The sequence below is a fragment of the Streptomyces nigrescens genome, from assembly GCF_027626975.1.
Lineage (GTDB): Bacteria > Actinomycetota > Actinomycetes > Streptomycetales > Streptomycetaceae > Streptomyces > Streptomyces nigrescens.
The window spans coordinates 5,795,725-5,807,108 of sequence record NZ_CP114203.1 but is presented as its reverse complement, the minus strand read 5'-3'; the positions used below and the strand labels follow the sequence as shown (position 1 = coordinate 5,807,108).

Here is an 11,384-nt window from a genome sequence, read left to right as displayed (position 1 = left end):
GCCGCTTCGCTTTCGCTTTCCGGCCTTTCCGACTCTATCAGATCCGTTTCGGTCCGTTGCCGGTCCGAATTCGTTTCCGAATCCCCGTCGGAGGGGTTTGCCTTTTGGCTTTTCCGACTTTATCAGAAGAGATTCCGCCGAATTGATTCGGCCGGGGCTTCCGGTAAGTGGTCGGTTGCGCCTCGCCGACATGAAAATTCCGGCCGAAGCGGAGAAGAGACTAACCGTTGCGGATGAACTTGTCCAGTTCGCTGCAACCGTTCGAATCTACCTCCCCCTGCTGCCCGTGTCAACGGGTTTCTGGGGAGAAGAGGAGATTAGCAGGTCAGCAGGGCTCGATGCACATCACGCGGCGGTCGGCAGCGCGGCTTCGCGGTCGGAGAGGTCGACGTCGCCGGTGGCTCCGGCGCGTACGGCGCGGCCGCCCAGGACGTGGACGTACAGGAGGAAGGCCAGTTCGGCGGCTATGCCGATGCCGATGCGGGCCCAGGTGGGGAGGCCTGAAGGGGTGACGAAGCCTTCCAGGGCGCCGGATATGAAGAGGACGGCGGCGAGCCCTATGGCGACTCCGAGGGCGGAGCGGCCTTCCTCGGCGAGGGCCGTACGGCGGGTGCGCGGGCCGGGGTCGATGAGGGTCCAGCCCAGGCGGAGGCCGATGCCGGCGGCGACGAAGACGGCGGTCAGTTCGAGGAGGCCGTGCGGAAGGATCAGGCCGAGGAAGGTGTCGAGGCGGCCCGCCGAGGACATCAGGCCGATGCCGACGCCCAGGTTGAGCATGTTCTGGAAGAGGATCCACAGAACGGGGAGGCCGGCGAAGGCGCCGAGGACAAGGCACAGGGCGACGGCCTGGGCGTTGTTCGTCCATACCTGGGCGGCGAAGGAGGCGGCGGGGTGGCTGGAGTAGTAGGTCTCGTACTGGCCACCGGGGCGGGTCATGTCGCGGAGGTCCTCCGGGGCGCCGATGGCTGCCTGGACCTCGGGGTGTGCGGCTATCCACCAGCCGATGAGGGCGGCGACCGCGGTGGAGAGGATCGCGGTGGGGATCCACCAGTGGCGCAGACGGTAGACGGCTGCCGGGAAGGCCGTGGTGAAGAAGCGGGCGGTGTCGCGCCAGGAGGCCTTGCGGGCACCGGTGACCGTACTGCGGGCGCGGGCCACGAGGGACGTGAGGCGACTGGTCAGCGCGGGGTCGGGGGCGCTGGAGAGGAGGAGGGAGAGGTGGGTGGTGGTGCGCTGGTAGAGGGCGACCAGTTCGTCGGCCTCGGCTCCTGTGAGGTGGCGTTTGCGGCGCAGCAGTGTTTCGAGGCGGTCCCATTCGGCGCCGTGGGCCGTGACGAAGACATCGAGGTCCATAGGGTGTCGCTCCTCGCAGCGCCGTGGGTGAGTGCCGGGTCAGCTTGGCAGACTGGCCGTGTCCTGCGTGGGGTGGGCGGGACTTCGGGGATCGAGAGGGAGTGGGGCGCGGCGTGAAGGAACTCGTCACGGGTGAAGCGGTGGTGCTCGGGCTGCGGCCGGCCAGGCTGCCGAGCCGGGGGCTGGCGGTGGCGGTCGATGTGGCCGTGGCCTGGGTGATCTACATCGGCATCTCGCTGATGCTGGTGAGCGCGACCTCGTCGATGGACAGTGCGGCGGTGGCGGCCGTGTCGGTGGCGGCGTTCGTGCTGGTGCAGGTCGGGATCCCGATCGTCGTGGAGACGCTGAGCCAGGGCCGGTCGCTGGGAAAGGTGATCTGCGGACTGCGGGTCGTACGGGAGGACGGCGGACCGATCCGGTTCCGGCATGCGTTGGTGCGCGGGGCGATGGGCGCCATCGAGATCGTGATGACGATGGGGGTGGTGGCGGCCATCGCGTCGTTGGTGTCGGCGCGAGGGCGTCGGGTGGGTGATGTGTTCGCCGGAACGCTGGTCATACGGGAGCGGACGCCCGTGGCGGAGACCGGGACGGCGCTGCCGGCACCGCCTCCGTGGTTGGTTGCGGATGTCGGGGCGCTGGACCTTTCGCGGGTACCTGATGCGTGGTGGCTGACCGTCCGGCAGTACCTGGCGCGGATGGGACAGCTGGATCCGCAGGTCGGCGGGGCGATGGCGGGGCGGCTGGCGGAGGACTTGCGGGGGTTCACCGGGGTGCCGGGGCCCGCGGGGGTGCATCCGGCGGCGTATCTGGCGGCGGTGGCTGGGGAACGGCAGGCGCGGGAGTCGCAGCGGGCGTTCGGGGCGTCGGGGGCGGTTGCCGGGGCGGCGTCTGTGGGGTGGGGAGAGGGTGCTCCCGGTGGGTGGCCTGGTGCTGGGGGTGGCGAGGCTCGGGCCGGTGAGTCGTGGTCGTCGGTCGGGCCCATGGAGAGGGCGGGGGAAGCCGTGCCGTCCGGGGGTGGGGACGGGGATGTGGCGTCGGTGGCGGGCGGGGCGTGGGCTTTGCCTGGGGGTGGAGTGGTAGCGGGGGCTCCTGAGGCTGTGGCCGGTGACGGGGTGATGCGTGGTGACGGTGCCGCGCCTACGGGGGCGCCGGTGCGGGAGCGTGCGGGTGATCAGGGGGGCGGTGGAGGAGGGCGGCCGCCGCGTACGGGGTTTGCGCCGCCGGTGTGAGGAGGCCGGTGACGGGCGGGACAGGGCGGGGTGTGCTGGGCTCGGGGCGGCGGGTCCATCCGACTTCGCCCCGTGTTGGCGGTGAGCGCGAAGGGGACGGTGTCCTGGCCTCGGGGGGCGGTGAGGTCGACGGGGAGGACGGTGTCCTGGCCCCCGTGGCGTGCGGTGAGGGCGCAGCGCGCAGGCGTCAGTGCAGCTGGATGCGGCGAGGCGGGACGGGAGCGGGCGCCCCACCGGGTGGTGTGGCCGTCGTGGGACCTCCGCCGAAGCCTGTGGCAGTAATTGCAGCGAGAGTAGGCCGCCGGGTTGAGCGTGTCTGTATTCGGCAGCCGCGCTGGCCGTGGCCGCATCTGACAGGCAGCAGTTGGGGGCCCGGCAGCGGGGCGATGCGTCGGGTGTGAGGCGGTGCCGACGCCTCCGGGTTCCAGGAGTGCGGCACGTCCGGACTGGCGCCCGGTGGAGGCCGGTGAGCTGATCCGTTCCGGTTCCGGTTCCGGTTCAGGCGCTGGGCGACGCTTGCGTACGTACGGGCTCGGTGTGGCCGGGCCATGACCGCAGCTGGCTGCAGGGGGTCGTGCTGGAGCGGCTGGGGGCGGCGGGATCCCCCGGTATTCGCCGCTGCGTGCCGTGGGTCGGGGGCCAGCCGCCAAGCGGGGGGCGGTCTCGGCGCTGCGAGTGCGAGGTGAGACCGGCGGAGCGGGTGGGTCAGGGGAAGGTCGACGGTGGGGATTCGAGGGATTCGAGTTCGATGCCGGGGGCGGAGAGGACCACGTCGCCCGCGATGTGGACGGTGTGCTGTTCGCCGGTTTCCAAGTCGTTGACCTGGTATTCGTCGGCGATGAGCGGGGCGTTGTCAGTGGCGTGTGGTGTGCTTTTCAGCAGGGCCCAGGACTGGTCGAGCGTGCGGGGGGCGAGGACGGGGGGTGTGAAGGCGACGAGGCGGGTGCGGACGGCGCCGGCGCCGAGGGCGGGGCGCAGCAAGCGGGCGGTGGCGATGAGGAACGCGGGGGACGCGCCGGTGAAGGCGTGGGCCGGGACGTTGCCTTCGGTGGCGTGTTCACCGGTCGGGTCGGTGCGTACCCAGGTGACGCCTTCCAGGGCGGCGCCGCGGACCTGCCAGGCGGAGGCGTGCAGTTCGAGGCGGATGGGGCGGCCGAGTTCGTCGAGGGTGAGGTCGACGGAGCCGATGTGGTCGCCGGAGGGGTTGACGATCTGGGAGACATAGCGCCAGCCGGAGGGGCCGGTGGCGCAGTGGAAGTGCTCTTCACCCAGGGGGGTGTGATCGTGCGGGTCGTGGAGGGAGTAGTGGCCGCGGGGCATGAGGTGCAGTCCTTCGGCCGGCGACGGGCCGGTGAGTCGGGGAGGGCGGGTCTGTATGGGGACCTTATGGGCCAGGCCCCCGCCATGAAGGCGAGGGCCTGGTGTCACCGGCTGCTGTGGGCGCGCACCAGCTGGTCAGGCGGGCTGACCGGCCGGTGATCGCCGCTGGATCAGTAGCGGTAGTGGTCGGGCTTGTACGGGCCCTCGACCTGGACGCCGATGTAGGCGGCCTGCTCGGGACGCAGCTCGGTGAGCTTGACGCCGAGCGCGTCGAGGTGGAGCCGGGCGACCTTCTCGTCGAGGTGCTTGGGCAGCACGTAGACGTCGGTCGGGTACTCCTCGGGCTTGGTGAACAGCTCGATCTGGGCCAGCGTCTGGTCCGCGAACGAGTTGGACATCACGAAGGAGGGGTGACCGGTGGCGTTGCCCAGGTTGAGCAGACGGCCCTCGGACAGCACGATCAGGACCTTGCCGTCCGGGTGGGTCCAGGTGTGCACCTGCGGCTTGACCTCGTCCTTGACGATGCCATCGATCTTCGCGAGACCGGCCATGTCGATCTCGTTGTCGAAGTGACCGATGTTGCCGACGATCGCCTGGTGCTTCATCCGCGCCATGTGCGACGCCATGATGATGTCCTTGTTGCCCGTCGTGGTGACGAAGATGTCGGCGGTCTCGACGACCTCTTCCAGGGTGGTGACCTGGTAGCCGTCCATCGCCGCCTGCAGCGCGCAGATCGGGTCGATCTCGGTGATGATGACCCGGGCGCCCTGGCCGCGCAGCGACTCCGCGCAGCCCTTGCCGACGTCGCCGTAGCCGCAGACCACGGCGGTCTTGCCGCCGATGAGGACGTCGGTGGCGCGGTTGATGCCGTCGATCAGGGAGTGGCGGCAGCCGTACTTGTTGTCGAACTTCGACTTGGTGACGGCGTCGTTCACGTTGATCGCCGGGAAGAGCAGGTCACCGTCGCGGTGCATCTCGTAGAGACGGTGCACGCCGGTGGTGGTCTCCTCGGTCACACCGCGGATCTCGGAGGACAGGTTCGTCCACTTCTGCGGGGACTCCGCCAGCGTGCGGGTCAGGAGCTCCAGGACCGCGCGGTGCTCATCGCTCTCCGCGGTCTCGATCGCGGGTACCTTGCCGGCCTTCTCGTACTCGACGCCCTTGTGGACCAGGAGGGTGGCGTCGCCACCGTCGTCGAGGATCATGTTCGGGCCGCCGGTGGGCGAGTTGGGCCAGGTCAGCGCCTGCTCCGTGCACCACCAGTACTCCTCCAGGGACTCGCCCTTCCAGGCGAAGACCGGGATGCCCTGCGGCGCGTCGGGCGTGCCGTTCGGGCCCACCGCGATGGCCGCGGCGGCGTGGTCCTGGGTGGAGAAGATGTTGCAGGACGCCCAGCGGACCTCGGCGCCCAGAGCGGCCAGGGTCTCGATCAGGACCGCGGTCTGCACGGTCATGTGCAGAGAACCGGTGATGCGGGCACCGGCCAGCGGCTGGGCGGCGGCGTACTCCTTGCGGATCGCCATCAGACCGGGCATCTCATGCTCGGCGAGGGTGATCTCCTTGCGGCCGAAAGCGGCGAGGGACAGGTCGGCGACCTTGAAGTCCTGGCCGGTGGCTGCTGTCGTCATGCGGGCTGCTCCTCGAGCGTCGAGGTGGATGGGCGGGCAGTCTGCGGCGCGGGCTGGGGTCCCCCCAGCTACCACTGGGGGAGTTCGAGCGTACGCGGAAGCGGACGCACCTCTCCCCCTGGCCACAGCGCAGTCCGTCGGAGGCCCTCTCTCCCTCGGCCGGTCCGCGGTGCGGGCCGCCCGACCGCCATCAGCAGCGACGTCTGGCACTGGTCACGAATCTACACCGATCGGCCCAGTGAACCCCAGCCCGGAGGGTCCGGTCCGGTGTGGTCCCGGCCAAGCAGGGGCTCGGGTACGGCCCGTGATTCCCGGGTCCGGGTGCGCCGACGACCGGCGTCCCGGCTGCCGCGGGCCGTGGCGTCGGAGGGGTTTGCGGGCGCTGTGCCGTCATGCAGGATGCCTGGAGCGCGGAACACTTGCACGACCGCGCGCACGTTCATAAGGAGAGCCACGTGACCACCAGTCCAGCTGAGCCCCTCAAGGGCGCGGGGACGAGCGGGCAAGGGCTGAAGCTGCTCGCAGTGACCGCCTGCCCGACCGGTATCGCCCACACGTACATGGCCGCGGAGAAGCTGGCCCAGGCGGCCCGGTCCCTCGGGCACGAGATCAAGGTGGAGACGCAGGGCTCCATCGGGGCTGAGAATCTACTGTCTGACAACGATGTCAGGGACGCGGACGCCGTCATCATCGCCGCGGACAAGGACGTCGACCGCAGTCGGTTCGTCGGCAAGAGGGTCCTGGCGGTCGGGGTAGCCGAGGGCATTCGCCACCCCGAGCAGCTGATAGAGCGGGTGCGGAGCGCGCCGATGTACGGGGGCGCGGAAGGTGCCGGGGGCGGCACAGGGGCCGGGGCCGGTACGGGGGCCGGCGCGGCTCCGGCTTCCGGGGGTGCCGGGGGCGGCAAGGAGCGCAGCGTCGGGTACAAGGCGCTGATGAACGGCGTCAGCTACATGATTCCGTTCGTGGTGGTCGGCGGGCTGCTGATCGCGATCTCGCTGGCGCTGGGCGGGCATCCGCAGGCCGACGGTGGCCTGGTCATCCCCGACGATTCGTTCTGGAAGCACGTCAATGACATCGGCGTCATCGGCTTCACGCTGATGGTGCCGATCCTGTCCGGCTATATCGCGTATGCGATCGGCGACCGGCCCGCGCTGGTGCCGGGCATGATCGGCGGCTGGATCGCCAACACCGGCTCGCTGTACGACTCCAAGGCCGGTGCGGGCTTCATCGGTGCGATCGTCACCGGCTTCCTGGCCGGGTATCTGGTGCAGTGGATCAAGAAGGTCGAAGTTCCCAAGTTCGCCCGGCCGATCATGCCGATCATCGTGATCCCGATCGTGGCGACGACGGCGCTCGGACTGTTCTTCATCTACGTGATCGGCCGGCCCATCTCCTGGGTGTTCACCCATCTCACAGGCTGGCTCGGCGGGATGACCGGGTCCAGCGCGATTCTGCTCGGCGCCCTCCTCGGTCTCATGATCGCGTTCGATATGGGCGGTCCGGTCAACAAGACCGCGTTCCTGTTCGGTGCGGGACTGATCGCGTCCGGCAACCAGACCGTGATGGGCATGTGTGCCGCGGCGATCCCGGTGATGCCGCTCGGCCAGGGGCTGGCCACGCTGGTCCGTCGCCGCCTGTACTCCGAGCAGGAGCGGGAGACGGGCATGGCGGCGCTGTTCATGGGGCTCTTCGGGATCTCGGAGGGCGCGATTCCGTTCGCCGCGGCACGGCCCGCGCAGGTCATACCGGCGAACATGCTCGGTGGCGCGGTGGCCGGCGCCCTCGCGGGGATGACCGGGGTGACGGACGCGGTGCCGCACGGCGGGCCGATCGTGGCGGTGCTGGGCGCGGTCGGCGGGGTGCCGGCGTTCTTCCTCGCCGTAGTGGCCGGCTCGGTGGTCACGGCGCTGACGACGGTGATGCTGGTGGATGTGGCGGAGCGGCGGAAGGGCGGCGGGGTGCCGGCGGCTGCTGGTGCCGATGTGGGGGCTGATGCGGGTGCTGATGTCGCCGCCGCCGGGGGCTCGCCGGCTGCCGCTGGTGCAGAGCCGGTAGGAGTCCGGGTCGGCGTGGGCGCAGGAGCCGTTGGTGGTGGCGGCGTGGCGTCCCGTACGGCCGCGGAGGCGGTGTCCGTTCCTCCGGCGGCGGGTTCCGTTCCGTCGGCGGAGGGTTCCGTTCCGGCAGTGGCCGGTTCCGTTACGTCAGGGGCGGGTTCCGTTCCCGCGCACGCCTCCGCTTCGGCTCATGAGGCGGATGGCTCGGCCGCTGACACCGCGGTCACCGGTGGCAACGATGTCAGCAGCGACGGCACCGAACGCGATGACGTTCCCGACGTCGAGGTGCTCTCCGGCTACCTCACCGAGCGCACCGTCAAGACGCAGCTCGTCGCCGACGAGAAGGAGGCGGCGATCCGCGAGATGGCCGAGCTGGTGGCCGGCACCGGCAAGGTGGCGGACGTCGACGAGCTGGTCCGGGTGGCGCTGGCCCGTGAAGCGCAGGGCACGACCGGGCTCGGTGAGGAGATCGCCATTCCGCACGCCAAGACGGACGCGGTGACGGCTCCGGTCGTCGGCTTCGCACGGTCGGCGGACGGTATCGACTGGGGTTCGCTCGACGGCACACGCGCCAGGCTGGTCTTCCTGATCTCGGTGCCGGAGGCGGCGGCCGGTGATGAGCATCTGCGGATCCTGGCGCTGCTGTCGCGGAAGCTGATGGACGCGGACTTCCGGGCGCGGTTGCAGGGCGCGGAGGACGAGGCGGCGGTTCTGCGCGTTCTCGGGGAGATCCAGTAGGGCGGGGGCGAACGCATCCCGTAGGGGAGGCGCGGGCCCCCTGCGGAGCCACAACGTGGTGGGGCCGGGGAGGTATTCCCATGGCCAGGGACGGACTCCGATGGCCGGGGGCCGACTCCCGTGGCCAGGGAGGATTCGCATGGCTGGGGCGGGCTTCCATGGCCGGAGGCGGACCCCCACGGCCGGGGACGACTCCCGTGGCTGGGGAGGGCTCCCACGGCCGGGGACGGGCTCCCATGGCCGGAGGCGGACCCCCACGGCCGGGGACGACCCCCACGGCCGGAGGCGGACCCCCACGGCCAGGGACGACCCCCACGGCCGGAGCCGGACTCCCACGGCGGGGCCGTCTTCCCGCAGCCAGGCAGTATTCCCGCAGCCAGGGCGGTATTGCCACGGCCGGGGCGGCAGTCCCGTGACCGGGGCAGCATCCCCGTGGCTCGCAGTGTGATCGACGGGCTGGGGTGGGCCAAGAGGATTGGCGTCGTACGTGGCAAGGCCCCCGCGCTCCTGAGGAGTGCGGGGGCCTTGCCGCGTTCTGGGGCCGGGGGCCTGCGGGGCTCGGCCGGTCAGCGGGGCTCAGCCCGTCAGCCGCCCGCGTCCGCCGCCCCCGTCAGTCGCCCCGGTTCACTCCCCGCCCGGTGTCTTCGACGGGTCGGTGCCGGCGGCGGCCGCCTTCTCGTCGTAGATGTCCGGCTCCAGGTAGATGACGCGGGCGATCGGTACGGCCTCGCGGATGCGGGCCTCGGCGGCGTTGATGGCGTCCGCGATCTCGGTGGCGGTGCCGTCGTGCTGGACCGCGATCTTGGCGGCGACCAGCAGCTCGTCGGGGCCGAGGTGGAGCGTGCGCATGTGGATGACGCGGGTAACGACCTGACCGTCGACGACCGCGGCGCGGATCTTGGCGATCTGCTCGGGACCGGCCGCCTCGCCCAGCAGCAGCGACTTGGTCTCCGCGGCCAGGACCAGGGCGATCAGCACCAGCAGCGCGCCGATGCACATGGTGCCGATGCCGTCCCAGATGCCGTCGCCGGTGGCGATGGTCAGGCCGACGCCGCCCAGCGCGAGGACCAGACCGACCAGTGCGCCGAAGTCCTCCAGCAGCACGACCGGCAGCTCGGGGGCCTTGGCGCGGCGGACGAACTGGGCCCAGGTCTGCTTGCCTCGCAGCTCGTTGGACTCCTTGATGGCCGTACGGAAGGAGAAGCTCTCGGCGATGATCGCGAAGACCAGGACGCCGACCGGCCAGTACCAGTTGTCCAGCTCGTGCGGGTCGTGGATCTTCTCGTAGCCCTCGTAGAGGGCGAAGACGCCGCCGATGGTGAACAGGACGATGGAGACCAGGAAGCCGTAGATGTAGCGCTCGCGGCCGTAGCCGAAGGGGTGCTCGGCGGTGGCCGCGCGCTTGGCCTTCTTGCCGCCGAGGAGCAGCAGGCCCTGGTTGCCGGAGTCCGCGATGGAGTGCACGCCTTCCGCCAGCATCGAGGACGAGCCGCTGAAGGCGAAGGCCACGAACTTCGCTGCGGCAATCGCCAGGTTGGCGCCCAGCGCCGCAACGATCGCCTTTGTCCCGCCTGATGCGCTCATAGGTGCCGCATATCCCTTCCGTCGTCCGGGCTTTACCGCCCCTTTAATGCTGTGCGGCGGTCATTGTTGCAGCCCGGTCCCGGGCCGGCGCCAGGAGGCCACCTGGCGGACGGTTTTCCGGCCGCCGACGCGGGCCTCCCGGGTTCCGCCTGTGCCGCCGACGCGGGCCTCCCGGATTCCGTGCGTGCCGCCGGACGTGCAGCGCCGGGGGCTATGCCACGACTGTCGCGCGGAACAGCGTGCCGTCTCCGGAGAGGGCGATCCGTTCGCCGGCCGGGACGAACGCGGACTCACCGGGGGCCAGGGTCAGCCCGGCCGCGGACTCGTCATCGGCGTCCCGCAGCTGGACGGTGCCCGCCGTGCACAGCAGGATCTGCGGCGTACGGGAGGCGAGCGGGTGCGGGGCGGCGCCGGGGGCCAGCACGAAGCGGGAGAGCCGGAACTCGTCGATGGGGGTCTCGTAGACCTCCTCGCCGTCGACGTCCTCGGGGCGCAGCACGCCCGCGTCACCGGCCTCGAAGCGGACCACCTTCAGCAGCTCCGGTACGTCCACGTGCTTGGGGGTCAGACCGCAGCGCAGCACATTGTCGGAGTTGGCCATCAGCTCGACGCCGAGCCCGCTGAGGTAGGCGTGCGGGATGCCGGCGCCGAGGAACAGCGCCTCGCCGGGCTGGAGCCGGACGTGGTTGAGCAGCATGGCGGCGAGGACGCCGGGGTCGCCCGGGTAGTGGTGGGCGAGGACGGCGTAGGCGGCGTAGGCGTCGGCGTGCGGTCCGCCCTTGGCCGCCAGCTGGTCGGCGGCGACGGCGGTGCGCTCGACGGTCCCGGCGATCGCGTGGTGTTCGGCGCTCAGTACGGCGGTGAGCACCTCGCGCAGCGCGTCCTCCTCGGGGGTGGCGCGCAGGATGTCGACGTAGGGCTTGAGGTCGTCGACGCCCAGGCCCTCCAGGAGGTCTGCGGCCCGGTCCGGGTGCCGGAAGCCGCACAGACCGTCGAAGGGGGTGAGCGCGACGATCAGCTCGGGCTTGTGGTTGGCGTCCTTGTAGTTGCGGTGGCCGGCGTCGATCGGGACGCCGCGCCGCTCCTCGTCGGCGAAGCCCTCCTCGGCCTGCGCCCGGTCGGGGTGGACCTGGAGGGAGAGCGGCGAGCCGGCCGCGAGCAGCTTGAGCAGGAAGGGCAGCCGGGGGCCGAAGGCGCGTACGGCGTCGGCGCCCAGTTCGGCCTCGGGGGCGGCGTCGATCACCTCGGCCAGGGAGACGGGGCCGGCGCCGCGGTCGATGCGGGAGGGGGCGCCGGGGTGGGCGCCCATCCACATCTCGGCCTGGGGTTCGCCGGTGGGCGTGGTGCCCAGGAGCTCCGGGAGGGCGGTGGTCGAGCCCCACGCGTAGGGGCGCACGGTATTGGCGAGGCGGTCCATGGGGCGGCTGCTTCCTGACAGTGGTACGTGCTGCGGGGTGCTGCTACGGGCCTGCGGG

7 protein-coding genes are annotated in these 11,384 nt (G+C 71.1%); 2 read left to right on the top strand and 5 right to left on the bottom strand.

Annotated features, from left to right (window positions below; translation table 11 throughout):
* Window positions 1-345: 345 nt before the first annotated feature.
* Window positions 346-1,353, bottom strand: a complete 1,008-nt coding sequence (locus STRNI_RS25955) for a stage II sporulation protein M (RefSeq protein ID WP_277412108.1) — start codon at window positions 1,351-1,353, stop codon at window positions 346-348.
* Window positions 1,354-1,466: 113 nt separating this feature from the next.
* Here STRNI_RS25955 and STRNI_RS25950 point away from each other — a divergent pair, with 113 nt between their 5' ends.
* A complete protein-coding gene (locus STRNI_RS25950) occupies window positions 1,467-2,582 on the top strand; it encodes an RDD family protein (protein ID WP_277412107.1) in 1,116 nt (371 codons plus the stop codon).
* A gap of 705 nt (window positions 2,583-3,287) precedes the next feature.
* On the opposite strand, the gene STRNI_RS25945 is transcribed toward STRNI_RS25950, so the two are convergent.
* Window positions 3,288-3,902, bottom strand: coding sequence for a hypothetical protein (locus tag STRNI_RS25945; protein ID WP_018087061.1), 615 nt, complete (start codon window positions 3,900-3,902; stop codon window positions 3,288-3,290).
* A gap of 170 nt (window positions 3,903-4,072) precedes the next feature.
* Window positions 4,073-5,530, bottom strand: a complete 1,458-nt coding sequence (ahcY, locus tag STRNI_RS25940) for an adenosylhomocysteinase (RefSeq protein WP_018087062.1) — start codon at window positions 5,528-5,530, stop codon at window positions 4,073-4,075.
* A 524-nt stretch (window positions 5,531-6,054) separates the two neighbouring features.
* Between ahcY and STRNI_RS25935 the strand changes: the two genes are divergently transcribed.
* The gene (locus STRNI_RS25935; RefSeq protein ID WP_381845491.1) at window positions 6,055-8,325 is read left to right on the top strand and encodes a fructose-specific PTS transporter subunit EIIC; all 2,271 of its coding nucleotides are present in this window, start codon (window positions 6,055-6,057) and stop codon (window positions 8,323-8,325) included.
* Between the two features lie 624 nt (window positions 8,326-8,949).
* Here STRNI_RS25935 and STRNI_RS25930 read toward each other — a convergent pair.
* Both STRNI_RS25930 and manA read right to left on the bottom strand, forming a co-directional pair.
* Window positions 8,950-9,909: a cation diffusion facilitator family transporter gene (locus STRNI_RS25930; protein WP_018087064.1), complete on the bottom strand. Its 960-nt coding sequence runs from the start codon at window positions 9,907-9,909 to the stop codon at window positions 8,950-8,952.
* A 211-nt stretch (window positions 9,910-10,120) separates the two neighbouring features.
* Window positions 10,121-11,326: a mannose-6-phosphate isomerase, class I gene (gene manA, locus STRNI_RS25925; RefSeq protein WP_277412105.1), complete on the bottom strand. Its 1,206-nt coding sequence runs from the start codon at window positions 11,324-11,326 to the stop codon at window positions 10,121-10,123.
* Between the last annotated feature and the right edge of the window lie 58 nt (window positions 11,327-11,384).

What these genes read in the sequence shown, in the direction of transcription:
- STRNI_RS25955 (WP_277412108.1), bottom strand. Translation starts at nt 1,353, where the DNA reads ATGGACCTCGATGTCTTCGTCACGGCCCACGGCGCCGAATGGGACCGC.
- ahcY (WP_018087062.1), bottom strand. Translation starts at nt 5,530, where the DNA reads ATGACGACAGCAGCCACCGGCCAGGACTTCAAGGTCGCCGACCTGTCC.
- STRNI_RS25945 (WP_018087061.1), bottom strand. Translation starts at nt 3,902, where the DNA reads ATGCCCCGCGGCCACTACTCCCTCCACGACCCGCACGATCACACCCCC.
- STRNI_RS25930 (WP_018087064.1), bottom strand. Translation starts at nt 9,909, where the DNA reads ATGAGCGCATCAGGCGGGACAAAGGCGATCGTTGCGGCGCTGGGCGCC.
- manA (WP_277412105.1), bottom strand. Translation starts at nt 11,326, where the DNA reads ATGGACCGCCTCGCCAATACCGTGCGCCCCTACGCGTGGGGCTCGACC.